Source organism: Virgibacillus sp. M23, from assembly GCF_034190895.1.
Lineage (GTDB): Bacteria > Bacillota > Bacilli > Bacillales > Amphibacillaceae > Virgibacillus > Virgibacillus salarius.
On sequence record NZ_JAWDHA010000023.1, the window covers coordinates 1 to 26,908 of the forward strand.

General features: G+C 37.4%; 23 protein-coding genes. All 23 read right to left on the bottom strand.

All coding sequences use genetic code 11. From position 1 onward, the window contains the following. Positions 1 to 456 precede the first annotated feature (456 nt). Positions 457 to 1,668 carry a S1C family serine protease gene (locus RVS70_RS10815; RefSeq protein ID WP_121604195.1) on the bottom strand — a complete coding sequence of 404 codons (1,212 nt, stop codon included), beginning with the start codon at positions 1,666 to 1,668 and terminating at the stop codon, positions 457 to 459. Positions 1,669 to 1,749: 81 nt separating this feature from the next. Next, complete coding sequence (locus tag RVS70_RS10820) at positions 1,750 to 2,535, bottom strand: MBL fold metallo-hydrolase (RefSeq protein ID WP_121604196.1); 786 nt, start codon at positions 2,533 to 2,535, stop codon at positions 1,750 to 1,752. Further along, on the bottom strand, positions 2,532 to 3,473 hold the full coding sequence (locus RVS70_RS10825) for a two-component system regulatory protein YycI (RefSeq protein WP_121604197.1): 942 nt from the start codon (positions 3,471 to 3,473) through the stop codon (positions 2,532 to 2,534). The genes RVS70_RS10820 and RVS70_RS10825 overlap by 4 nt, the downstream gene beginning before the upstream one ends. Before the next feature lie 2 nt (positions 3,474 to 3,475). Beyond that, entirely contained in the window at positions 3,476 to 4,786 is a 1,311-nt protein-coding gene (locus RVS70_RS10830) for a YycH family regulatory protein (RefSeq protein ID WP_321133269.1), read from the bottom strand. Further along, positions 4,783 to 6,618, bottom strand: coding sequence for a cell wall metabolism sensor histidine kinase WalK (gene walK, locus RVS70_RS10835; RefSeq protein ID WP_121604199.1), 1,836 nt, complete (start codon positions 6,616 to 6,618; stop codon positions 4,783 to 4,785). Before walK ends, RVS70_RS10830 begins: the two co-directional genes overlap by 4 nt. A 6-nt stretch (positions 6,619 to 6,624) precedes the next feature. Further along, entirely contained in the window at positions 6,625 to 7,329 is a 705-nt protein-coding gene (gene yycF / locus RVS70_RS10840; RefSeq protein ID WP_026680489.1) for a response regulator YycF, read from the bottom strand. A gap of 268 nt (positions 7,330 to 7,597) precedes the next feature. Next, positions 7,598 to 9,049, bottom strand: coding sequence for a M23 family metallopeptidase (locus RVS70_RS10845; RefSeq protein ID WP_121604200.1), 1,452 nt, complete (start codon positions 9,047 to 9,049; stop codon positions 7,598 to 7,600). Between the two features lie 165 nt (positions 9,050 to 9,214). After that, positions 9,215 to 10,204, bottom strand: coding sequence for a metallophosphoesterase (locus RVS70_RS10850; RefSeq protein WP_121604201.1), 990 nt, complete (start codon positions 10,202 to 10,204; stop codon positions 9,215 to 9,217). Positions 10,205 to 10,466: 262 nt separating this feature from the next. Next, positions 10,467 to 12,263 (bottom strand): ABC transporter ATP-binding protein, encoded by a 1,797-nt coding sequence (locus RVS70_RS10855; protein WP_121604202.1) that lies wholly within the window; start codon positions 12,261 to 12,263, stop codon positions 10,467 to 10,469. Beyond that, positions 12,260 to 13,432, bottom strand: coding sequence for a nucleotidyltransferase family protein (locus RVS70_RS10860; protein ID WP_226983590.1), 1,173 nt, complete (start codon positions 13,430 to 13,432; stop codon positions 12,260 to 12,262). The genes RVS70_RS10855 and RVS70_RS10860 overlap by 4 nt, the downstream gene beginning before the upstream one ends. Continuing rightward, entirely contained in the window at positions 13,425 to 13,901 is a 477-nt protein-coding gene (locus RVS70_RS10865; RefSeq protein ID WP_226983591.1) for a lasso peptide biosynthesis B2 protein, read from the bottom strand. The genes RVS70_RS10860 and RVS70_RS10865 overlap by 8 nt, the downstream gene beginning before the upstream one ends. Positions 13,902 to 13,987: 86 nt before the next feature. Next, a complete protein-coding gene (locus tag RVS70_RS10870; protein WP_121604203.1) occupies positions 13,988 to 14,293 on the bottom strand; it encodes a lasso peptide biosynthesis PqqD family chaperone in 306 nt (101 codons plus the stop codon). Next, positions 14,253 to 15,218: an HPr kinase/phosphorylase gene (locus RVS70_RS10875; RefSeq protein ID WP_205389353.1), complete on the bottom strand. Its 966-nt coding sequence runs from the start codon at positions 15,216 to 15,218 to the stop codon at positions 14,253 to 14,255. The genes RVS70_RS10870 and RVS70_RS10875 overlap by 41 nt, the downstream gene beginning before the upstream one ends. Before the next feature lie 282 nt (positions 15,219 to 15,500). Beyond that, complete coding sequence (locus RVS70_RS10880; protein WP_161629264.1) at positions 15,501 to 15,626, bottom strand: paeninodin family lasso peptide; 126 nt, start codon at positions 15,624 to 15,626, stop codon at positions 15,501 to 15,503. A gap of 156 nt (positions 15,627 to 15,782) precedes the next feature. Then, positions 15,783 to 17,789 (bottom strand): right-handed parallel beta-helix repeat-containing protein, encoded by a 2,007-nt coding sequence (locus RVS70_RS10885; protein WP_321133272.1) that lies wholly within the window; start codon positions 17,787 to 17,789, stop codon positions 15,783 to 15,785. A gap of 57 nt (positions 17,790 to 17,846) precedes the next feature. Further along, a complete protein-coding gene (locus RVS70_RS10890) occupies positions 17,847 to 19,583 on the bottom strand; it encodes a DUF6798 domain-containing protein (protein ID WP_205389355.1) in 1,737 nt (578 codons plus the stop codon). A 21-nt stretch (positions 19,584 to 19,604) separates the two neighbouring features. Beyond that, positions 19,605 to 20,195 carry a hypothetical protein gene (locus tag RVS70_RS10895; RefSeq protein WP_026680480.1) on the bottom strand — a complete coding sequence of 197 codons (591 nt, stop codon included), beginning with the start codon at positions 20,193 to 20,195 and terminating at the stop codon, positions 19,605 to 19,607. Beyond that, positions 20,195 to 20,902: a glycosyltransferase family 2 protein gene (locus RVS70_RS10900; RefSeq protein WP_034678712.1), complete on the bottom strand. Its 708-nt coding sequence runs from the start codon at positions 20,900 to 20,902 to the stop codon at positions 20,195 to 20,197. The genes RVS70_RS10895 and RVS70_RS10900 overlap by 1 nt, the downstream gene beginning before the upstream one ends. Beyond that, a complete protein-coding gene (locus RVS70_RS10905) occupies positions 20,899 to 21,297 on the bottom strand; it encodes a GtrA family protein (RefSeq protein ID WP_121604209.1) in 399 nt (132 codons plus the stop codon). The genes RVS70_RS10900 and RVS70_RS10905 overlap by 4 nt, the downstream gene beginning before the upstream one ends. Beyond that, a complete protein-coding gene (locus RVS70_RS10910) occupies positions 21,273 to 22,916 on the bottom strand; it encodes an NTP transferase domain-containing protein (RefSeq protein ID WP_205389357.1) in 1,644 nt (547 codons plus the stop codon). Before RVS70_RS10910 ends, RVS70_RS10905 begins: the two co-directional genes overlap by 25 nt. 59 nt (positions 22,917 to 22,975) lie before the next feature. Next, on the bottom strand, positions 22,976 to 24,052 hold the full coding sequence (locus RVS70_RS10915) for a class II aldolase/adducin family protein (protein ID WP_205389358.1): 1,077 nt from the start codon (positions 24,050 to 24,052) through the stop codon (positions 22,976 to 22,978). 54 nt (positions 24,053 to 24,106) lie between these two features. Beyond that, on the bottom strand, positions 24,107 to 24,775 hold the full coding sequence (locus RVS70_RS10920; protein WP_121604211.1) for an HAD family hydrolase: 669 nt from the start codon (positions 24,773 to 24,775) through the stop codon (positions 24,107 to 24,109). Between the two features lie 5 nt (positions 24,776 to 24,780). After that, a complete protein-coding gene (locus RVS70_RS10925; RefSeq protein ID WP_205389359.1) occupies positions 24,781 to 26,832 on the bottom strand; it encodes a hypothetical protein in 2,052 nt (683 codons plus the stop codon). Positions 26,833 to 26,908: the final 76 nt, after the last annotated feature.

Genomic DNA, 26,908 nt, shown 5'->3' on the forward strand with positions numbered 1-26,908 from the left:
TAGCGCGAGCCGAAAATCCACTTTGCAACGTGTTCTTCTTTGCAAAGTTAGTTGAGGCCGTGCCCACGGAAAGCGAAGTAATTAGTCGGAGCATTGCCAATATACATCAAACATTTCAAAATAACTAATTGGCTTAACGCAGTCATTGCACTGATTTTATACTTTCTTAACTTACCAAAAAAGCTGTCGAGAAGTTCTCGACAGCCTATAGGGCTAGGTGAAGCCAAACTGTTCATCAAAATGTTAATAGCCTTCGAAATCCGTGCGGCTTTGTTTAATTCTACATGCTTTGTTCTATTTACGGAAGTATGTTTCCACAGCGCTGTACAAACACTATCCTCTGTATAATTTCACATAGAACCTGCTATGCAAGCTTTTTTTCCAGTTCTTGTGCCATCTTCAAGGAGAGCATTTAACGGATTCTTTCATTATCCACAGCCCTTTGGCTTTGACCACTTATTTTTGGGTACCCAATTTAATCGTTGTTTCTTTGCGCTTCCCATCACGGTAATAAACGACGGAAACGTCATCGCCAACCTCTTTTTCTTGATATAAAATTTTACGTAAATCAATCATGTTCATAACCTGTTTACCATCTAATTCAGTTATTACATCTAATCGCTTCAATCCTGCCTGATCAGCTGGTGATAATGGTTCTACACTCCACACATACACACCGCCTTCGATCTCATTCGGCAGATTAAGCGTATTATTCCATTCAGATTGCGGCACCTCATCTAATGAGTAGATTTCAACACCTAAATAAGGTCTCGTTACTTCTCCTTTACTTTCTAGCTCAGTAATAATCGGCATTGCCGAATCAATCGGAATGGCAAATCCTAATCCTTCCACGGCTGTTTCATTAATCTTCATGGAATTAATACCAATTAACTGACCCTTAATGTTAATTAATGCACCACCACTATTACCAGGATTAATCGCAGCGTCTGTCTGAATAACTTCAGCTTGCCAATCTGCGCGTCCATCTTGGTTGAAATCCTGTGGTATTGTTCGCTCCGTTCCACTAATTACACCTTGAGTTACAGAACTAGAAAACATGAGTCCTAGTGGATTTCCAATGGCAATGGCTGGCTCTCCTACCTTCACACTACCAGATGAGCCTAATTCAATAACCTTATCTACCTGTTCTCCATCCATTCGTAACACGGCTAAGTCTGAAAACAAATCACTGCCGATTAACTCTGCCTCAATATGTGTTTCATCAAATAATACAACTTCTATGGTATCCGCACCCTCAACGACATGATGATTTGTCACCACATAAGCTGTGCCATCCTCATTTTTATAAATGACACCAGAGCCTTCTCCAGCTTGATTATCACTTTCCTGTTGCTGCCAAAAATCATTTTTCCGTTGAATATTAATTACACCAACAACTGCCGGGGTGACTTGATTCACCACATCGGTTATCTGTGTAGATACATCAACATTCAGCGTTTGCGTTGGTACATTGGAATCTGTACTACCAGATTCTGTATGCAGCTGACTTTCTTCCGTTATGGAGATAATTCCCGAATCAACTAATGCGGGTAATGCTATTGTCACTAGCAGTACTCCGATAATTACGCCTAATAATACAGGTACAAGCCAATTTTTCTTTCTCTTTCGATATGGATTTGGTGGATAGTGCTCATCATAATAACCCATTTACCTACCCCCTTACGATCAACAGTTTAAAACATTTCACACTTAGTTATTCCCATAATGATTAAAAAAATAAACAAAATGTTAAACAACCTCATAAAGTGGTGTTGGACTTTTATGATCTGTATCCAATAAATTTAAGGATATTCCTCTTTCTCGTAATACACTATCTACCGACATACGAGCAAGATCTCGCATATTATTGTCAAGGCTCAAATGAGCTAAGTAAATACGTTGTGTATTATTTCCTATAATATCAGCTAAGGCGAGTCCACAATCCTCATTAGAAATATGTCCTGAATCGCCTAAAATACGCCGTTTTACATTCCAGGGATACCTTCCCATTCGCAGCATACCTACGTCATGGTTTGCTTCAAAAATGTAGGCGTCCGCATTTTCGACCGTCTTTTTTATTCGTTCTGATACATATCCCAAATCCGTCACAAGCGCAACTTTCTTTCCATGATGATGAAAAGTATAAAACATCGGTTCAGCAGCATCGTGTGAAACGCCAAATGACTCTACATCTAAGTCACCAAACGTCTTCACCTCTTCCATCCCAAAAAGAAACTTCTGTTCCGTTGCGATTTTTCCTATCGATCCTTCCATCGCTTTCCAAGTGTTTTGATTCGCATAGATTGGTAGATTATATTTACGAGCTATAATGCCAAGTCCTTTTATATGGTCACTATGCTCATGTGTTACTAATATGGCTGATAATTCTGCTGGGTCGATATTAATCTCCTGAAACAATCGATCCATCTGTTTTCCGCTTAATCCTGCATCTACTAGCAATTTTTCCTTTTCTGTTTCTATAAAAAAAGCGTTACCTGTACTTCCGGATGCTAGTACACTAAAACGTAGGGTCATTCCTGTTCACTCCGATTTTTATTATCATCTACTAATTGATTTAAGTAGTCAATAAAGCCTGTCTTCCACTCGACCTCATCGTTTATTTGTTTATACAACGGTAGGCTGTCGGTTATTGTTGAAGTAATAAAGCTCGTGTCATCACTAGGATAAATATAACTTTCAACTGCATTAAAGAAATAATTTCTAATGTTATCCTCTGCGTCCTTAATACTGACTAGATAGGTTGGTGCAAACACATGAGCTCCTGTATCTCGTTTGATTCTCGTATAATAACCATTCTCTATATTAACAATTTCATCATTCGAATATAATTTGTTTTCCTTATATAATTCATTAAACATCGTATTAACCTTAATTAAGGTCAACTTTTCCCCTTGTGGCTCTGCTTCACCGAGTAACGTCTGTGTGTAATACATCATTTCATTTGCATCATTTAAATACACAAGTAATAAACCATATTGATTGTAGTAGATAGGTCGGTTATTTTTATTTTGGAAAAAGATTAATACATTCGTGTCTTTATTCCAACCCCAATAGCTAAATTCATCGGAAAAAGCAACATAGCTTTTGACAAGCTGACTAATACTCGTTACACTTGCTTGCTTGGGAATCGAAACAGGCTCTTTGAACCTTGAAACAACCGTATAATTATTAATAATTTGTGGGTCCTGATTACTTAATCCAGCTATTCTCTCCATTTCAGTATCTGTCAGCTTTTTGGGTGATACCTTAATAACCGAATCCTCTGTAATATCCACCTCTTTATCACTAATTTTAATGCTTTCTGCGGCGAGCTTATCTTCGAGCGTCTGCTCCTGATAATTAAATTGCTCGGGATTCGCTCGATCTTGCTTATCGATAAATTGATATAGCAAATAAACATCGAGGATTAAGAAGCAAAGAATAAATAATGTTTTGATTTGATTCCACTGCATGCCTAATCCTCCTTCTTTTGAGGATTTAGTCGTTCCTCAAAATTAATTCTCTGCCAAGATCCATTTAACTTCATAAACCAGCTCGGCTCCAATTCAACGTAATCGTTTGGATCATTTTCCTTATAATTATATTGATAGCCTAATTGAATACCTTGAAGGTTTTTTATACCCTCACCAAGGCGATCTTCCAAATGAGAAATAACCGCTTCACCAGAGGGGATATCCCATTGCTCTTTTTCCAATTCATTTCTTATGCGCAGTAATGAGCGTTTATAGCTAAAAATTTCCTGTTCACGGAACTGCATTTCCATTAATGATAGGCCAAACTGGTTGTAAACAGGATAGCCATTATAATGCATTTGATAGGTGATACTATTTGTTGCTAGATCCGCGCTCATCAATTTGTAATCGCCTGTCCAGCCATTATGTTCATTGATTTCATCTACACTTTTCTCCAATAAATTCATAAACCCAAAATTCGATAGCACCTTAGGAATCGGATTGTAGTAATCCATTCTTCTACCGTTTTGCTCCACTCTTAACTCACTAATCCCATTTGAATAATTAGCTGAACTAAGCTCTGTATTCGATCTACTGACCGTATCCGGATTTTTAAATAATGTCTCTACTAATAAATTTGGTGATATTTTTTGAATGGTAAACAGATATTTATACTGATTTGTTGGTTTACTTGGAATATAAAAAGCTTGCTGTCCTTCACCAACTTGTAAGAACTCGGTTAACCCTTCCCGTGAAGCAATTAATTGCCTGAGATTCTCATAAATTACTGAGTCCGTGATCACTGCCTGTGCTGTTTTACTACCATTTAACGCCGGAATTTGTAATGTTATCGTAGATGCATCAGCATTCAATGTCATATACATACGCTGAAAAGACCAGGTTGGTAGCTTTTCCATACTTTCTGAATCTGTAAACGAGAAGAGTCTGTTGGCCAATTCAATCGGCAGCTCCTCTGGGAAAATCAATTCTATATCATAATCGGATAACTTCTGCTTCGCATTATAGATAGAAAAATCCGTTAAAATCCACGATTGCATTTCTTCAAAAAACCGTTGGTTTTCCTTGGGATCTTTATAGCCAAGATGCTGATTAGTCGCGTGAAAAATAACAGATTGAGGTGCAATCAAGCTGTTTGTTTTCACAGCTGACCCACCAATATCTATTCCTCCTACCGCAGGATTCTTATCTAACGGACTATACTCTTTCTGGTAGCTCCAAAGTCCAAATGTTAGTAATAAGCTTACGCCTATCAACAGGACTAATGCAAATGATTTAAATGTTTCTAGCTTCACGATGCACCCCTCCGCTTCTGATTCATAAGCGGCAGTGTAAAGAAGATCGTTGTCCCTTTACCTTCTTTGCTCTTTGCCCAAATTTGTCCATGATGCGCCTCCACAAGCTCTTTCGCAATTGCTAAGCCGAGTCCTGTACCACCAAGCTTCCTCGTCCTCGCTTTATCTGCACGGTAAAAGCGTTCGAATATTTTATCTAGTTTATCATAAGCAATACCTAGTCCCTGGTCATGGATGCTAATCAATAAATAATGACGTTTTTGTTCAGCTTTTAGCTTAATCGTACCACCTTCAGGAGAATATTTAATCGCATTTGAAATAATATTATCCAATACCTGTGTCATCTTATCCTTATCAATCCATACATGATAGCTTCCGTTTGGAATTTCTCGTTGTAATGCAATATGCTTCGGAATATGCATTTCAAATCGATCAATAATATGGTGGTAATAGCTAATAAAATCTGTTCGTTCCTTCTGCAATGGATACTCCTCTGCATCCATTTTTGAAAGCTGTAATAAATCATTAACCATACGAATCATTCGTTCCGTTTCATTTTGTGCCACACTTAGGAACTTAGGGGCTATTTCTTTATCCTGCCAAGCACCGTCCGTTAACGCCTCGATATAACTTTTCATCGTCGTTAAAGGTGTGCGTAGCTCATGTGATACATTGGAAACAAATTCTCTACGTTCCTGATCAATCTTTTCTTGCTCCGTAACATCACTAATCACTGTTATAAAGCCAGTTACTTCATCTTCATCATCAAACACTGTGGAAAAATTAGCGCGCACAATAAACGCTTGTTCCTCATCACTAAAATCAATAATCATCGAGCCACTATCCTGTAATTCTGTAACATCGACCATTTTTTCGTCCAGCTGCAGTACATCCAATAAATATTCTCCGATCATATCATCAGGGTTATACCCAATTAATCTTCCTGCAGCTTCATTCATAAGCGTAACGGAACCAGAATTGTCCGTAGCAATTACACCATCTGACATATTTGACAAAACCGAGCTAAGCTTTCTACGCTCCTCCTCAATGGTTGCATACGAATGCTTTAACCGGTTATTTAAATCATTAAATGTCTCTGAAAGATGACCAATTTCATCTCTTCCATATACATTTACTTTCTGTGTAAAGTCACCTGTTGCCATGTTTTGCGCCTGCCTACGCATTTCAATAATCGGTTTCGTAATGGTACGAGCCACTAATATCCCTATGAAGGCAGAAACCGTAATTGCTAATATCGAGCCACGAAGGAATATTTTACTAATATTGCTTAATTGATCATAGACGGATTCTAAAGACGCCTCTAAATAAATAACACCGACAACAATATCACTATCATCTTTATCTAAAATAGGCTGTGCTAGGATATAAAACCGATCATTTGCCTTTGCTCGTATATCAGGTTGAGGGGCATTACTTGTAAGTGCACCTTGCACATAACTATTGGTTGTCTTCTTTCCAATATCATCCTGTGTTGTATAGTCACTTGTAGCAATCACTCTACTTTGATTACTAATCACCTGTAGACTTGTAATATCATCTGCTTGAACCTCTGAAACAATACTTTGAATTTCCTCATTTAATGTTGGTTCATCAGGATTGTCCTCATCACGCTCACGTGCAAAAGCCTGAGCTAAATTATGACTTAACAGCTCCACTCGATCCATAATAGATCCTTTAAAGCTCTCTACTAAGCTCTCCTCTAATTTCACTGTAAAAAATGAGCCGATAACCTGAATAGCTACCAGCAATAAAAGAATATAAATAATAATAAATTTTAATTGAATAGAACGGAAAAAGCCGACTTTTCTCATGAATAACTACTCCTGATCAGGATTTCGTAAATAATACCCTACACCTCTTCGGGTTACTATCCACATTGGATTACTAGGATTCTCCTCTATTTTCTCACGTAGTCTTCTCACCGTAACGTCAACGGTACGAACATCACCAAAGTAGTCATAACCCCATACGGTCTCCAATAAATGTTCCCGCGTCATAACTTGTCCCATATGACGAGCAAGGTAATGAAGTAATTCAAATTCGCGATGGGTGAGTTCTATTTGTACACCATCACGGGAAACAACATACGCATCTGGATGGATGACTAGCGATCCAATTACAATATCCTTTGTTGCCTTCACAGTATCGTCTGGAACTACCTGCTGTCTACGTAGATTTGCCTTCACACGAGCAATCAGTTCGCGATTACTAAATGGCTTCGTTACATAATCATCAGCACCTAGCTCTAGCCCTAGCACCTTGTCTATCTCTGAATCCTTTGCTGTCAGCATAATAATCGGCATTGTTTGCGTTTTTCTAATCTCTCTACATACTTCATTGCCATCTTTATTTGGTAGCATAATATCCAAGAGGACTAAGTCAGGCTTTTCAGCTTCTGCAGCCTCAATCGCTTCGTCACCATCATTCGCTACAATAACTTCATAGCCCTCTTTTTCTAAATTAAATTTTACTATATCTGCAATTGGCTGTTCATCATCTACTACAAGTATTTTTTGACTCATATCTGCCACATCCTTCTCTTTCACAATCCTAAGTTTATTTTATCTTACTTTTGTTCAAAAGTCTTTTCTAGTATACGGGTTCATTATCAGGTAAGTTGCTTTTACTATAACCTTATATATGTTCGAAAGCAATGAGAGGTTTTTAACGTAGATGAGAGAGGAATTTTAAATTTTTTTACATTTATTCTCTTTGGAGTTCATTATTATCTTAATTCTATATCATAAAAAAGACTGATTCAAGAGCAGCTCCTGAATCAGTCCTTTATAATTACTTTAAATAATCGGTAGGATCCTTACGTACCCCATCTTTATACAACTCAAAATGTAAATGAATACCAGTTGATCTACCTGTCGTCCCCATTACACCAATTTTACTACCTTTTTCTACGGTTTCACCAGCTTCTACATCCATCGAGGCTAGGTGGGCATAAATGGTTTTCATCCCGTTGTTATGATTGATAACAATTTTATTACCATACCCTCCATTATCGTAGCCTGCTGATACAATGGTTCCATTATCAGCTGCTTTAATGGTGCGACTGCTCGGCCCAGCGATATCAATACCTTTATGAACGCTTCCCCAGCGTTTTCCCATCGGACTGGATATATGACCGCCAACAGCTGGCCATGTCAATTTGCCTGTTCCACGAGAAGGGATTACTTTCGTACCTTTGATAATGATCTCTTTTTGTGGTTTTTTTATGATTTTTTCATCAATGACTGTTTGATTTATTTCTTCACCATTACGTTTCTCCATAGCATACAAGACTTCTTTTTTACCATGTTTACCTTGCTGCTTTACTTTCTCTTCTCCCTTGTAAAGCTCATCCGATTTAATCACTTTCGTTTCATGCTTTACGTTTTCTTCTGCTACATGTGCTTCCTTTACAACAACCTCGGCAAACGGACGATAAGCAGTCACATGAATCGCTTGATTAACATGGAGCACGCTATCCTCAGCTAACGACTTGTTTAACTCAAGCAATTCTTCCATAGATAAATTATATTTGCTAGCAATCTCACCTAGCACTTCTCCTTCATCCACCTTATGCACCTGTTCTTCCAATGTTCCTTTTTTCATCATAGTAAGACCTTGCTCTACTGTTAATAGCTTCTCCGGATCAATAACACCATCTGTATATGTAACATGGTTTGAAAGCTCAATACTTGTTACAATACGATCGCCAACTTCTAAATCATCCGCGGTAATTTTTGTTCGGCGTTGATTATCTGGATTTACCGCCATTTTTTCCTCTAATGTCTGCCATTCTTGTTTCTCGACATATTCTGCTTTATAGCTTGCTATGACTTGCTCCGCTGTCTCATAATCTTTAAAAAAGCCTACGCTTTTATCGCCAATTTTTAGCTCGATAGCTTCTGCCTCTATCGTTATATTTTCCTGCACAGCAGCTAACACCTTTTCATTATCAAATGTTGGATTAAAGACCTTTTCGGAGATAAGCGAAATATCTTGTTTGGGACGTAACGTCAAATTGCCATCATTATGCTCCACTGTAGCTATCTTCTTATCTATCATTTGTTGAATCGCTTGCTCATTATCAACCTTACCAATGTGCTCACCGTCTATATACACATGGTAAACCGTTTTTAGATCGTCTGCTGCATAGACGGTTGAAACAGTAAAGAATGTGGCTATTAGTAGGAAAACACCTAATTTTATGTATAAGCTTGATGAAGCTTTATTTCCTTTTGTAAACACTTACAGTTGCTCCTTCTTGCATTTCTCTCTATCTACATTTTTATCCTCTTTTAAACTAACATAGGATAATAGTCTCAGAAAGAGCTATAACAGAACTGTAAAGAAAATGTATAATAGCATACAATTTTTTACTATTCTATCGAAATAGCAAAACAGTGTGCTTCATTATTGCTTGGTAGTCAGTTTTAATACATTTATTTCTGGAGAGTTGAACAAACGAAAATTTAAAAAAGATACGGCATCGCTACTCCCTAAGCCGGCACTCACATATTGCTTCGTTCCTTGATACTCCCACAACCCCTTAATTCGATCAGCAGGAGGAAAAAATCGATTTGGTTCATACCAGGGTTCAGGAACAAAGATAGGTCCTAGAATAGGTAACCTGATTTGTCCACCGTGATAATGTCCAGCAATAATTAGATCATACTTCCTCCATATTAAATCAGGGCTTGCCTTAATCGTTTCTATTCGCTTGTCGACAATAGGATAATGATTTACGGCAATAAGCAGATCTGATGTATCCATATCTTCTAACACTTTTAGATCTTTAATCAGCTGCTGTTGATAACTTAAATAAGCAGGATTTTGAGCATATGGAGGCTGAACTACCCCTTGTACATTACCCAGAGCACGTTCATTTTTGATAATAGATAGTTCAAAATTAACAAAATGGATGGCTGATTCCCCTTTATCAATGGTATAAAGTGATTCTAAGAACGTAACATTTCTTTTTTTCAATCCGTTTATAAATTCACTTGTTTCTACTGTTGAATCAACCTGATAGCTAAGCGGATCAGTATTACCTGGAACATAGAGGATATTTTCCTTATTATCCAACCCATCAATAATCGTATAAAACGCCGAATCATTTTTGCTTCTAATGCTATCGAGCATATCACCTGTAAAAACAAGCACATCATAGTCAATACCATTAATAGCTTGGATTAATTGCTGTTGATTTTCCCCAAATAGTTGTTCATGTAAATCTGTTATTTGTAGGATCGTAAAATCTTTAAAGGAATCTTGAATACCATTAACCTTAATTTCTTGCTCCACAACAACAAATCGATGATTATCCCATATTGTATAGGTAACGAATCCAAGTAAACTACACAATATGAGCATGGCTATCTTTTTTCTCCCTATAGTAATCATTCAGGAAATCTCCTTTAACCTGCATATAACCGGAAGTAAGAACCCTCTTCAAGCAAACAAAATATGGATAAATGGAGGATCTACTGCCAGTAAAAGTCCAATTGGTTCGGACCTACATGGAAGTAGGTCACAAAGGTGTTGCCACAGGACGTGGCGATTTAAGCCTTTGTACGTATTTGTTTCACAAAAAGCCGGATGGAAGTTTCACTGTATATAAGGTACTTCATGTATTTTCCTTCTACTTCAAACCGTAATAAATGGATTAGCGAATGGCTTGTGTCTGTTTCTGTAATAACTGACATAGGATACCTTGATCGTCCGATTCTAACTGTCTAAAAGTCCCCATTTGCTTGACCGCCCCTTTATCTAACACAATGACTTGATCAGCGTGATGAACCGTAGACAACCGATGGGCAATTACTATCAGTGTCATCCTACCCTTCAATTTGTTTAACGATGATAAAATCTCTCCTTCATTTTCGCTATCCAGCGCACTAGTTGCCTCATCCAACACAAGAATTCCTGGACTTCTTAAGATCGCACGTGCCAATACTAGCCGTTGCTTTTCACCACCAGATAGCTTCATACCCCTATCGCCAATAACCGTATCTAGTCCATTCACTAAATTCCTCACAAACTTAGCAGCAGATGCAAAATCTAATGCTTCCCATAGTTCCTGTTCTGTAGCTCCTGGCTTAATTAACAACAGATTTTCTCTTATGCTTGTATTAAATAAGAATGGATCTTGGGCAACATAACTTACTGTTTGCCTTAGCTCGATCAAATTTTCCTTTGTAAGTGGAATCCCATCTACAAAGACCTCGCCCTTTTCTGGTTTATTTAAACCCATTAAAATATCTATTAACGTGCTTTTACCTGCCCCAGATTTCCCTACAAATGCGGTCATTTTATTTGCTGGAATAAATAGAGATATGTTACGTAGCGTATAACCAGCTTTGTTACTTTCATAGCGAAAATAGACATTTTTGCATTTGATACCCTCATTTACAGTTATTGGCTTTATTTCTTCATGAGATCGAGACGTAAATTCTATCGCTTGATTACATTCATGTTGCAAATGCTTTACCGCTTGAAAGGATGGAATAGTCGTGGCAATTCGTTCCATGGAGGCTTGAATATCTACAACCCTCGGCCATAGTCTGGAAAAGATGATAATAATTAACATGAGCTGGCTGCCTTCGGCCTGTAAAAGCTGAATGGCCACAAATATAAAAAAAGCGATTAAAACAGCAGAAGCTATTTTATAGTAAAGCTGTGATGTCATTTTTAATGTTGTAAAATGAACTTGTTCTGCTTGCATACGCTCTGTTATAGATTGATACCACCTTATTCGAGATCCTTCCAGTGTGTTGCTTTTAATATCCTTGATTCCATTTATATGATCCGTAATTCCTGCAAGATAATCTCTTCCTAACTCATAGTTTTTACGACCTAATTGTAGGGATTGCTTTAAGAACTTTCGATTAAAGTAAATGAGTAGCAACCCACAGATTAATACCATTATGGTAAGAGTTGGTGATAATATAAAGGCAAAACCAATTTGCACGAGCGTAAACACAAGTGACGTACAAAACATAAGAATCGAATTTATTCCTGAACTGGTACGAGAAATTTCTTTCTTTAATAGATTAATCAGGTCAGACTTTCGATGCTTTAGATAAAAGCCCCAATTCGCCTGCATTAAACGACTGTATGTTTGTATACGTAAATGCCTTAGGAAGCCCTGCTGTACGATAGCATTTTTAATGGCAACGCGCCGTTGGAGAAGGTTCTGTACGATTGCTAGCAAAATAAAAATGCCTAATATAATAGGCAACCCCATTGAGCTCGGAATGGTAGATAAGAAATCAAACTGTTGTATTATTGCTAGCTCTTCTGTATTTATGTCAACAATCCCCATCAAGCTTATCATTGGGACGAGTAGTAATATGCCTGCTCCCTCCAAAAAACTCATGCATATCATAGCAAGCAAATTTACGTAAAGTGTTTTCCCAGCAAATTCATGAATTTGTCTTAGGAAGTAATAAATATCTTTCATCTCGTGCTCCCCCTAATTGCATACCTCACTGTCTTTCTCCAAAGCCATAAAAAAGGGCGTAGCGGGAAATATAAAACATGTAGTTTTTTCGGCAGTGGTAATGTTTCTCCATCCTCTGGATACGGATATAAAAAGCTTAATATAAAAACTAGCTTTTGCTTCGGTGCCATGAGTGAAAACAAATGCCATTTATGATAGCGAGAAACCTCTTCAGGAACTGGGGAAGCATGGAGATTCACCTTTCTTTCCAGATAAAATAATGCATCTTGCGCTAACGCTCGGGAGCGTTCTGTACAAAGCGTTTTCCATTCCTTGGGAAGTGTCGTGTTTACTAGATCACGGGCTAACGTAATACTCTGCCCGCCTATGTGATGATAACCGTACTTTTTTAAATGCTTATTTAAGCTCATCCAGTCCATTTTCTGCAATTTCAGCATTTGCTGTATATCTATAATCCATCGTAACCTTGACCAGCCATGACGTGCTCCATGTGAAACAAGAAACAAAAACAAGTCCTCGTATCCAAGTAAGTAAACAGGTGACTTATGAAGCGAGCTTTTCCTCCTTCTATCCCATAATTGAGTGAAAGACGGTTCTTTGGCAGGGCCTGGATGTAATCGCCAATGTAATTCCAATTTAATTTGTTTTTGTGGATGAATATATGTAACATGATGATGTCTCCATTTCCAATCATTTAAAATAGTTTGGATATAATCATCTTTTTCATATCCAAAGCGTTTAAGTAATGCCTCTGCTGTCTTCAAACGATCGAGCGGGATAAGTACATCAATATCACTTGAAGTCCGTAGAGAAATATCCCCGTATAACTCGTGTGCAAGCACTGGCCCTTTTAAAACAATAAGCGGAATAGCTTGTTTGGCAAAAACATTACTTACCTCATCGATTTCTGCTGAAAGATGAAGCATTTCCATTGTATTGCGTCTATATTCCTTACTTAAAAACTGTATGACATCAGAAGGTAACGATATTGCTTTGTTCACTTTAAGCCTCGAATAAAGTAATGGATAAATACGATGATGCTTCATAAGATCTATACATTTATCCCAATCAATAGCTGCAAAAATAGCTTGTTCATTGTTTTCATTTATAAGGTCAAGAAGTAGCTTTACTTCATTAGGTAGGCGAGAAAGGTTTAAATACTTATCCATGATAATCACCAACGGACTTACCTGAATTTGTGCGCATCGCGAATGTTGCTACCACCGTGAATTTTCTCATTCCTGCTTTACCTGTAACATAATAAGAACCACTACGTAGCCAGGAATGAGCGATCAATTCATCATTCGCATCTTTTGCCGTTCCTAAATACAATGTGCTTTCCATATGGCGTCGACGTAGCATTTTTTGTCCAGCAATCGCTTTTACTAGACACTGACTATCCCATGGTGTGTATCGACTCATTATTTCAATAGATTCTGAGATGTGCTTCAACACGTGGATATTCGTTTCTGTGATCTGACTTGATGTTTCTTCCGATTGATTGCCTAACAAAGGAGAAACCATTGCGAAGGGTAATGCTTTAAGAATCCTTCCCCATCCTAAATAAAAGAAAGCTTCTAATAAACGTATTTTTGCTTCAGAATTCAATAAAATAAATAATTTTACGTTATGCATCATACATGTCTAATTCCTTTCCAACGTCATTTAAAAAGGAAATAAAGATTAGGCTCTTATCTGCTTGCATCGCTACATTGAAGCATATTCTATGATAGCGATTCCGGATTAACTTGAATTAATCCCTCGTTTAATAAATGCCTCAAAAAAGTCAGAACCTGTTCCTCACAAGCGTGCTCCTCTACATCATATTGACTAGTTAGTAATGAGATTAAAGCCTTGATGGATATTGGCTTTTCGATATGTTCCCAAATATCCCCTCCCACTGTTCCCAAATTATAATACGAGCTATTTTCCATACATAGCATGACTTTTTCACCATCCATGTCACTTACAATTGCATTGGTATCTTGGCTAACTAATTGATGGATGGTAAGCTTTTGCTGCTTGATCATTTGTATTCCTCCTTGCTATCCATTCTGATTCGATAACGTCTGCAAGCTGTTCCGCCGTAAAATAGGATGTTGGGCGTTGTAATTGATAGATATCTAGTTTATTTACCATTTTAGCTATCGTATGAAAATGCCATTCCAATAACCCTGATTTTTTCAGTAATGACTTGCGAAACGTATGTTTATACAGCGTTTGCAACCGTTCAAGATTGTGAATTGGCTTTACCTGAATATCCTGCTTATCACTTTTTACTAATTCATATACACCAATCAAAGGTAACCATTCGGAGACAAATTGGTTCAAGACCGGAATAGCAAATTTTGATGCTCTATCGATAAGTGGACGATACTTCGTTTCCTCCATTCCAAAATGATGTAAACTTTCTAACCATAATTTTTGTTGGGGATACGCTGGCTTAATATATGGAATGCCACTCTTCTGGAAGGTTACTGGAATAAGGTCATCACTTACTAAATGATATCCTCTTTGTAAAAATTCAGATGCTAGCGTAGACTTTCCAGCTCCTGAGGAACCTACAATGGCAATGGCAGCTCCATCAACAGCTATCGCACTCCCGTGTAAAGGAAGCGTTTTCCGCTGCATTAATAGTATTCCCATACTTGTACCTAGGATAAATAAACGAACTTGATCTTCCTGTGCACCATCACATGGCGAAACAGTTATGTTAGTTCCTCCTTGGATTGCATAGATAGCCACCCCATCAACCTTAAACATACAAAAATTCTCTTTAATTATAAAAAATTCATCCTCTTGAAATAGCCTTGCCCATTGTTCCGTTAAATCCGCTCTCGTTATGATCACGTCACGTCCTTGTCCCTCATTTTCAAAAGACATAGGCAGTAGCTCTGGTAACGCGATATCACTAGATATCGTTAATCCGAATGCCCGATAATCCACGCCTCTCATTCCCCCTCTTTATCCCGCATATAACTGGCAGTAAGACACCACTTCAAGCAATAAATGTCCGATTCGTTTCAGGGCCTTTAGGTCATACCCTTGTGGTACTAACCATCCGTGGGGATAAACAAAACCCCTACGGATTAAAGTTAAATTTGTTCGGGCTGTCTCAAATTTAGCTCTCTACTTTTACAACTACTGGATGAGACAAGCCCTAATGTAAGTAATGTGATATGGCTGTTTTAATTCTTATTCAAGAAGTGTTCAGCCGCTAACAAAACGATGTTTTCTTTAGCTACCAAGATTATCGTCTCCTGAATCATCACTATCATCCCACCATTTGCCACCATGGCCTTTGCCCTTGGTAAGGCTTACACTAAGCTGATCTAATACAGGCTTTTCCCATTCTTTTTTCATGAAGTTCCCCCCTTTCATCATCATTCGTTCATTATAAAGAACATTAAATGGATAAAAAAGCGCGAATTTCTTCGCAATTTCGTTCTTTATAAAGAATATAGTGCTAATTTACCATGGCTCTCTGCTATTGTCAATGCTAAAAGCGATGAAGCCAAGCTAATTTCCTAGATACTTTATCGTATTACCTTCTTGCTTAACATGTGGTGCTGTATTTTCATTAATGTATATCCATTCTTTGATTGAAGTGGAATCAATCTCTGTATATATCACATTATCTAAGATGGCTACCTCCTTCGCTTTATTAATACGGATAATGGGGATCTTTGTTGCTGACTCAAATTGTGATGATTGAATAACAGCTTCTGCACCAGTATTATCTACATGTAAATCGCCAATTTGCTTAAATACACAATCGTTAAATTCATAGTTACCTGAACTATTCAGATCAATCCTTCCCTTTCCTAGCTCTGATGATGCAAATTCACAGCCATTATATGTTCCTCTAGGTAAATCAAGTCCATACGTTGCGTTATAGTCAATAACTTTCAAGCGATTAAAGATACTACCATCAGCTGCTTCACCGACTATATTACGTTCGACCGTTTCACCTGTGATCGTTACATCACTTAATTTTATGGGTTGATCCTTGATTTGTAGCGAATTGATTTGTTTTCTATCATTTGCTAAGGTAATATTTGAAACTTCTACGCCATATGGCTCTTTACTTTGAATACTTAATTGTGAATTTGTGAATTCCATATCTGTAAGTAGTGTATCTGGACCGAAAATCGTTGCTAACGAGTCCGACATACGGTTACCGCGAAAGACTGCTTCGCCTTCTGCCACAATTTTACTAGCATCAAACGTATTATTTTTAATAACAGCACCAGACCGAAACGATGTAGCTATCGCGAGACCAATGGAGGAATTCGCTTTATTCGGCCCAAGATAATTTTCATCAACCGTGACATCTTGACCATCATAAAGAATAATATTATACCTTTCATTATTATATATCCGATTCTCTTTTATAAGGATATTGTAATTAGGATAAAAACCTGCTTCAATATCAATTCCTGATTGAGGGGCGATTCCCTTGATGTTATGTATCTTATTTTGCGTGATCTCCATGTTAGAGACGCCAGCAACGGTTATTCCTTGCCTACGATTATTTGCTGATTCACTATGCTTTATTTCAACGTGATTGGATATATCCTTATTCCAATACTCCAGTTCTACGCCAGCTATCTCTTCTGTATCAAACACAGCATGAAAGTACGCTGCCTGCTCTGGCACATTGACCATACTCCAATCAAGCTCCTGATTCTCTACCTTTTGAATAAATGTACCATCTGAACGATAAAAAAAGATATCATAAGGGGTGTTGGCATTCATATTTTTTGGGCGCGAGAGCTGAATAACTCTGTTTACATCAAAAACGGGATGCTGGAAATTTGTCTTTACATTTCCTTTGGTTCGAATCTTCGTAGAATCAGCTATCAATTCTCCCTTCTTACCAATTGCACCCAATTCAAAATCACTTTCTTTTAATCTATTTATTTGTTTCGAACTCCCGCCAACCATAATGCCATCTCCAGTGAAATTAATCGTCTTTACATCTTCTATCTTTAAATTATCGGTACCAAGAGCTAATATTCCCATACCAAACTCATGGGTGCCATGGCTATGAGACGTATCCTTTCCAGTATAATCGTGTGTGTCGCGATCCCCTTGAAATGTCCCACCTTTAATGGATACATTCTTCGTCTCTGGACCGACATATACAATTTCATAGCTCTCATATGAATTGGTTTCCTTTTTTAGAATTGCTTCATCAGCTAGTTCTAGTGTTAGATCGCTTACCATATTTAGGCGAGCATTCGAATCAGACGGCTCCTGTCCCTTATCTATTAGATACGTTCCAGCCGGTATATAAAACGTGTTGTAATCATTTCTACTTGCCCACAGTAACGCTTTGTTTAAGCCTTCTGTCGTTTCCTTTGGATGTGTACCATCATTATAGATCCCCCATCGTTCCAAATCCACAGTATAACGCGACGTAGAATCATTATCACCACCGCCTTGTTCATCTGTAAATTTCATTATCAAAAAAACAGCACCTAAGACAACAAGACCTAAAAATAGCAAATACTTCTTCTTCAATTCTTTCACCTCGCTCGACAGCTGGATTCTAGCAAGCACCCACATTATGTTAAACTTCTATTGCATTGCCTTATATATATACACATTTTTTCCCTTTAATGGGATCGTTTTCTGTAGTGAAAAGTAAGATGTTCCTTCCAACTTCTCGGTTCTTAAAATGATATCAACCTGGTATTTTTTCATTAAAGACCGTAATTCTGTTTGCGTCAATTCATTGATATGACCAACATTATCATACTTTCCATCATATATATCCATGAACCGTTCCGCCCATTCCTTATAATATTTTTCATTAAATGGAAAGTCTTTGCTAACCGGTACACTTCGATTTGCAATTAAGCGTAGTTTTTGATTTACTAAATGATCCACATCAATATCTGCTAATATTTGTGCATCCTGAGCGGTATTTTCCTTCACCCATGCATAAAGCTCATTCCGTGGTTCTGAAATATCAGGAATATTAAAAGCTAGTTTTCGATCCAACACAAAAAAGCTACCTGCAAAAGCCAATAGTACGAGTATCAAATAGAAATAATGTAAACCTATTCGTTTCATTAAATAGCGATCTAAATAAATATGAAGCTTCAATCCTTTTTTAGCGAACAACCAATCACTCCATACTGCATAAACGAATACAGCCCCCATCATTAATGTAGAGAGCTTTATATCCTGTGTAAGTACAGGAATAAACGGAAGATGCAGCAATAGGAATGAAAGATAATCTTTATTTCGTAATTTGTAATACATGTAATAGGCAAAGATAAATAAATAGAATACGGGGACAAATACAAACGTGCGATAGGGAATTATGGTTACGATCGATTTGATAGGAACCACTTCAACAAAAAGATAACCAATAGCCATCATGAACGTAATATAAAGCCCATACAGCTTGAGAAACCTTAGAATAGAAGCTGGCAGCCTCTTTCTTATTACATAGATCATATAGATGATGATAACGGCGTACATGATAGCAATGAACCAATTTTCGATACCAAACTTCGATGGAATATAATGATGGGGATGTCTAAGATCACCAATGATTGTTGTGTATTCCTTACTCGATAAGAGTGCTACTCCCTTTTCCGACAGCTTTAATGGTATATAGCTAACGAAAAATGCTCCGATTATCGAAAGCAAACCTAAAATGGACCAACGATTTATCATCGATTTGATTTCACTGAAATTATACGTAGCAACGAAAAGCAGTCCAGCTATCGCTAATCCATGTAATGTTAATACAGGGTGAAGCAGCATAGCAATAGCAAATAACATACATGATGAAAAGATGTTAGCTCGATAAATTAGAACGAAGCCAAACAGAATAAACACTAAGGAAAATTCCGCTGCACTGAATACAGGTGTACTGAAAAACCAGGCAATCGTTCTCGGAATACTATAAAAAGAAATGGCTCCTAAGAACATTCCAATAAGAGCGATATACGTTTGCTTGTTGCTAAGAACATATAATAAAGTGAAAACTGCAATGTTTAGCAGAAAGATCCGTAAAAGATTTACAAATGCAATGAACACTGTATAATCTACATGAAACACGTTTGCTCCAAAAATATAAAAATAGGAAACGTACAATCTAGGGGAAAATTCTTCAAATGTATTTGTATAAAAGTCAGCTGGCAGAAACTGCTTATTTAATAGCTTCTCAATTTGTGGAAAGCTATCTACTACAGGCCACCCCCAAGCAACCTGATAAAAGTAAACGGAAAATAAACTAATGAGAATAATTATAAGGCAGAAGATCAATGATCCATATTTCTTTGTCCTATTATCATTCACCCTAAACTCCCCCTAGATCCATTACGCTTCCCATAGATGGACATACTCACGTTTTGTACATATTGCATCCACATGTATAGCATTCGCTAGTAAATCATCCTGATAATTAGTAATATCCTCTGGTCTGCCTTGCAACTCAGGAGACACCAAGCATAATTTAAATCCTGCTTGCTTTAATTTCGTAAAACGTTTCCTATCAATTGGTAGTCTGGTAAAGCAATCTATCCAAACCCAATTCACTCGCCCCTGCATCGCAAGAATCGTATCTATCCCTTCGAACTCGGAAAATCGGATAGCAATATTCCGTTCTCCATGACGTGTCAGTTCATAAATCATCGGAAAGGAAGAATCTAGAAAGAAGTAGTTCGTAATATGATAGTTTTTTAATAGTGTTTGAACCTTATGCTCAATTCGTTCACTCTTAATATTTAAGATCATACAACCATGTTGATAATGCTGCAGAAACTCCTCCAAATCCTCTCCATCCTCAAAAGGATCATGTTGCAAAATAATGCGTCCTCCTGCATCTCGCAAATCAATCTCAACCCCATAATGCTTAGGTAGCTTATTTAATTGAGCAACGGTATTTATTCGATGAGCAATATAGTCCATTATCTAGCTAACTCCTTTTTTAAGGTCGTACTAAAATCTAGGGTACGTTTTATAAATTTTACCTTGGCAGCTAACCCATTATTCCAGCTTGATTCCCCATGTAATCGGTCTGGGAATACGACAGCAAACCGATGAATTTCCAAATCGGCCTTCCTAGCCATATAGAACGCATATAGATCCAGCGAAAAGTCATCTGGCGGATTAGACCAGCTTAAATAAAAGCTACGATGGAATACATTTGGCTGCGCATTTATATCACGGAGCTTTTGCTTTAAATATAAGCTTTCAAACAAGCTCATTCCGCCTGTAAACAGCTGATCGAACAACGGCCTATTTTTTCGATTTCCCTTCACAAATATATGTTGAGGTGAGGGACTATTGTCTATTACCTCCATCGCTTTGATAACATCTAATGGATCTGTTTGTAAATCTGCATGGGTCCACCCTAAAAATTCACCTCTGGCATGACTTAAACCGTATAAAATACCATATCCATATCCGCGATTCACTTCAATTTCTAAGCGTTGAGCAAATGAATATTGAGGAACCCATTGCTGCAACGTTTCGCTGCTTTCATCCTTGGAACCATTATTGACTAAGAGAATTTCGACATCCTTTCGTTCCATTACCTGCTCCCATCTAGCTAATAAAGCTGGGATATTTTTCGCCTCATTATAGCAAGGAATCACAATGGAATACTTGATCATTTTTTAAACACCCACCATTTCTGAACCGTAAAATTTATAATTGTACTTGCTGCCGTCGCAATCGTAAAGCCAACTAACGTTATCGAGCTTATATACGTCAGGATGAAGAAATTTACACCAACATTAACTCCAAGTGTACTTACATACAGAAGTGTAAACTTATAAAATTGGATGATAGCATGTTGTTTTTTTTCAAACGTCCAATACTTATTGAGAAGAAAGGCAATGATCATTCCGCAAATATATGAAATCAGTTTGGCAATATTGGGATCTAAATTTGGAATCAGGATAAAATATAGCAAGCAATCCACAGCAACAGCCGACATTCCTACTACGATGAAACGCAATATCTGTCTAACATGGCTATTCATTAAAGGGAAACTGGCTTTTTCCATTGATACAATGCATCCAACTCAGATATTTTGTCTTTATTTATAAATGTATCCAAATGTAAACGGTAGGGATGCCAAGCACATTTATGGAAGAAGCTCTGCCAGTATTGGAATGTTTTTAAATCCGTAGGTGTACCCCAACCAATATAATGATCCACCTCAAGCACTTTTACATGTAATCCCATCTCGATTAGTTCATTGAAACAGCTATCTATATAAAATTCACCATTCACTCGTATATTTTTTGCAAATAACCGGTTGATAGCCTGTTGAAAATAGCTCGCTTTTCTAAAATAAAACGTCCCAACAATCGCATGATCATCATAAGGATGATCACTGATTGGCTGCTTTACGGATACCTCTGTTACACGATTCTGTGTGTCCACCTTCACCCATCCATACATTTCTGGATTTACTTTACTAGAAGGATGTCTTCGAAACGTCCATATAATGGCATCAATATCATCATCATGCATTAATTGTTGATATACGGCCTCATTCCATAAGGCTCCGTGGTCACAGGCTGAAATAAGTAAGGATTCATCCAGATTTATTCTATCCAAGGCTAATGCACAGGTTTTCGCCTGCCCTTCCATTAGCTCTTCTACCACTAAAATTTCACCCGACTCCCCATACATTCTTAGGTCTTGTTCTATATCATAGCGCTGCATATGTTCTTCCAAGCACATTAAAAATTGTTTGTTAGCCTTTGGTAAATATGCGTTTGCTTGTATAAACATCGGTTTCCCAGAAACCTCTATAAAAGGCTTCGGCAGCGAATAACCATTTCTAGCAAAGCGACTCCCCGCACCAGCTAATGGTAGTATGGTTGTCATTGGATATATTTCCTCGGCTTTGTTTCCTTCCATAACCCTATGAAAATAGCTCGACCAACGTTGGTATGCTTCCATATCCTCTGGCGTCCCCCATTGAAGCATATGTTGTATTTCGTAAATGAATGTATGCAATCCGTCCCTTTGTAATAGGTTATAAACGAGACTGACATAGTATTCTCCGTTCACATGGATATTCTTTTCCATAAGTTCTGTAAAATATTTTTTTACAAAAAAGCCTTTTTTAAAGTAATAGGTTCCGCTTGAAGCAAATTCCTCCATTCTATTCGAAGTGAACGGCTGTTTTTCTTTTATTTCTAGCATCCAGTTATGCTGATGACGCATAAATGCATAATTGGTTGTTCCTAACATATGGGGATGAAAACCTCTATACGCCGGTATGGCACCGTCAGCATTTCTTTCTCGAGTACGTGCTAGAAAATCATCATAGCTCCAGTAGCAAGAGAAGTCACAATAATTAATAATGACCTCTTCCTCATCGTTTATTTCCTGCATAGCTCTTGTAACTGCATATACTGGTCCCTGCTTATGTGGTGATATACTAATAATTTTTCCCTCTGGAGCAATCCGCCTAAGTATACTTTCCATATTTGTGGCTTGCAGGTGATCCTCTCTACAAATAAATATAAAGCCCGTTTCTTTGGGAAATAAATTCACTACATGCTCAATCATTGGCATGCCATCCACTTCAATTAATGGCTTTGGTTGCTGGTAACCTGCTCGAACAAATCGACTGCCTTGTCCTGACATAGGTATAATAATTTTCACTTTCATCCTCCTAATCCCTTATTAACGCGCAGGAAAACCTCTACTGTTAAACGTTTACTTTATACGCTCTGTCTAAATTTCTCTGCTTCCCAATCGCTTAAGTACCGTAACTCGTTATTATCTAATGGTTGTTCTTCACCATATAACGATGCAAGTGTCATAATATGTGCTTTGAATACTTCCTCCGTTTCTTTTGCTTTTTTGCGATTTACAGACACAAAAAATAAGTAGCCTTTATAAATAACTACTTTCGGTAGAGTTTGATACATATCCATATACTCTTTTAATGCTGCTACGTCCTGTTTACTAGTTACATTTACAGCGTAGTAACCACAAAACACAAATGTATCTGGACATAAAGGCGGTTTGTAAAATAATGTTCGCACATGCTGGAGCATCTGTGTCAAGTAAGGATCCTCCGATAAATAAGCAGTGATTGGGGAGCTGTCAACAGTGTACATTAGTTGTGAAAGTTCATTGCTAAGTCGATAGTGATCGAAATAAACACCTAGAAGCTTTTCAATGGTCATAACAACATGATTGGTTAATCGCTTCACTTCATTTGCGTCATCCGCGCTAACAATTAATCCGTGATTTTGTAAAAAGATAATCTGAGGTAATTGCTGCCATTGATCTAGATAGTTCACACACCTCTCGTTTAATTTGATAGCGAGATCGATCCCGGGTGTTTCGTATGGAATAAATAGAGCTTCAGGAAATAGCAACTGTAGTTGGTCTCTCCCATTTTGTTTACATGTAAACATATTTACGACGATTGGGTGCGTATGAAGCGTATATTTATAAAGCAGAGCATGTAGGAATGTTTCGATAGATGGTCTATGGTCAACCGAATATACCGTTTCTTTCATTAAATTCCCGGCAAGCTGCTCTCGCTTTTTTTTATCTGTTTCATGTAAGACTTGTTCATTTTCTAGGATTTCCTGTATCTTATTAAGGCTAACTTCTACAAAGGCATCCGTCTCATTTACATCCGACAGCAGTTGTCCCGAGGCTTTAATGAGCATCTTTCCATTCGCTAACTTAACAGAGGAATTGCCACCTCCAGCTTGAATTAAATCGAACCGTTCCCCAGCGAAGCGTGAAAGCCCAACAAATAGCTTCTTCTCCTCAACCATGTTTCTATCCACTCCCTTCCATAAACTGGTTTTATAACAGCAGGCGAGGTGCTGTTAAATTTTTTCGTATACATGCAAAAAGTTCCCTATAGCTAGTGGGTTTTTATGAGCAGCCTTTTGATTCAACCAAAAAGATGTTATTCCTAATGTCGATGCTGCTACGACATCTTTTTCATAATGATCACCAATCATAATGACTTCTCCTGCTTCCATTCCCAATTTGTTTAACGCAAGCTGAAAAATATGCGGATGTGGTTTTTCTACACCTGCTTCTTCACTCGTCACCATGTAGTTGATACGTTCTTGAATACCGAGATAGACTAGCTTCCGATGCTGAATATGAGTCGTCAAATCCGTTACGATACAAATTGGTATTTCTTTCGTTTTATTTAGAAAAGCATGAACACCTTTTTTCAGCCGCATCGCTGGTAAAAATGTATCCCAATATAACCGATACGCTTCTAATGTATGTACTTGCGCATTTACGTGTAAATATTCAAACATCCGTTGAAAATAAAGCATTCGATTATGGGAAGCTGCAGTAGCACCTAGATCTGCCTTTACAGAATTCTTTGCTAGTTGAAACACTTGCTCCAGCTCCGCATAACTCCTAGATGTATGAGAGGCTATATAAGCAAATACGGCATCCATCCCCTGCTGATGCGCATATTCATAATCATATAGTGTATCATCAAGGTCCAATAGGATTGCTTTAAAATCCATTGCAATTACCTACCTTTCATTTTCTCACTAATAAATACGAGGATAATTAATTGTATAAATGCCTCATAGCCATCCCGCCACTCAATCATATGGCCTCGAGTAACTTCATTTAAATTTTCAATACAGAGATTAGCTAATTCATGGACTGTTTGCCGATCAATTGGCGCATGTAATTTTATCATCTGATGCTTTAAATTAGCGTGATAATCATGTGTATATGAAATATTTGCATTATCCATTTCCTCCAATACATGCTCGAGAAAAACATCCGCATTACAGGTGATTGTTAATTGAATTGCAGGATTCTCATCTGGGTTCCCGATCGCAAATGGCTTATCTGTATAATATTTGATAATAATATCGGCATATTCTTTTTGCGGATAGATATATTTCTTTGCATCTTCCACCCTAGCGTCAATTTGCTTCATTAGCTTCTCTATCGAGTAACCACGTTCGTTACAGTCTCGTATAATCTTCCAATGTCTTCGCAATTGTTCATCTGTATCCAGATAAATTTTTAGATCTAATACCTTTCTCGTTCTGGCTAATAAAAGTGGATGTAGTCCACACATGACAATAAAATCATTCGGGTCTATCTTCTGGGGATTTGTAAAGCTCCCCTTTTGATGGTCGTATTCAACGCGTTTTGCCGAGTTACCATTCTTCAACCTTTCTAACGTAGACGCCTGTTCATGCAGAAAATTGGCCTTCGGGTTTAAATGGGTATACTCTTTCCACTTCTCATGACCTCGCTCCCATTTATGATCACCGTCTCCTTCAACTATAAGTAACCTCTCGGCACCAAATAAATTCATTAACCCTTTTGTTAGTGTTGTTTTTCCAACACCACTATCGCCGCCTATGCCAATTACGGTTGGCCTTAACCGCACTTTGTATAAGGAATTACTAATAATGCCATACCTATAAAAAATCCAAATTAAACATAGCAAAATCCCTTCAAATAACGTAAATATCAAATTAGGTACAAAGCTATCATTCTGATCGATATGAAAGAATTCAGAAATAGCAAGTAATGTTGGATTTGTATTGGGATAAAAAAAGATAAAATAACCTAAATAAGCGGTAGTTAATAGTAAATATTGATACATATTATGTTTATTCTCATACGTCTTAATAAAAAAGAATGACGCAAACACAAAGGACCAGGCATACCAATGAGGCATTGGTGGAATAAATAGCACAAATGCAAAATAAAGCATGCCTAAATAGGTATACAATAAATCAGCATTAATTTTATCGAATCGAAAAAAGTGAATATAAATTAATGCAATAACAAGCGGTGCTACATAAATCTTGAGATAGTCAATTTCCAAATATATATCGAGCATTTTAAATTGATCTTCATAGTAAAAAACCGATAGTTGATACCCCTTTGAAAATAGAAAAGGGCTTGATAAAAGAAACCAAGTCCCAAGTGTGATTATACTGAATCTCATTACATCAATCGTTCGATGCATTTTCAAAAAATAGATAAGAAGTAATGGCAAAGCAAAAATTGCTGGCATTTTTAACGACAATCCAACCGCAAAGAAAACCGCAGCAACGACATGCTGTTTGCGTAGTAAATAAAATACCGATAGCAATAAAGCAGCTATCGGTAATAAATCATGATGTGGATATAGATAACTCGCTATAAAAATAAGGGGGGAACCATAATAGATAAACATGACCCGCTTTTGCTTTGTCGGAAACGTTCGCAGTAGTACATAATAAATAAGTATATCTGCTAGTAATGTTGGTAGCTGTATAAAAAACGTTTGAAGATGCTGCCCATCCAATCCGAACAGTACAACTGGCCAGAAAAAAAGCGCTAATATAAATAGCATTCCTGATGGATAAGGAAACGTCTCAAGAAATTCTTTTCCCTCATAAAACCTAGTCCATGCATCACTAAATGTCCTGATAAAATGGTCTACACTTGGTATTGTTACATCAAACATATCCTTCGGTATCCAAGCATACATCGTGATCACTTTAAGACATGTTATACCAATAAACCACTTACTCTGAAAGGTGTCACTTCGATCCATCTTCATATCATCCCCCCTTATGGAATTTTCTTAAGAAAACTGAGCAAAATTCGCTCAGCCCTTATCACTACATGCTCAAATT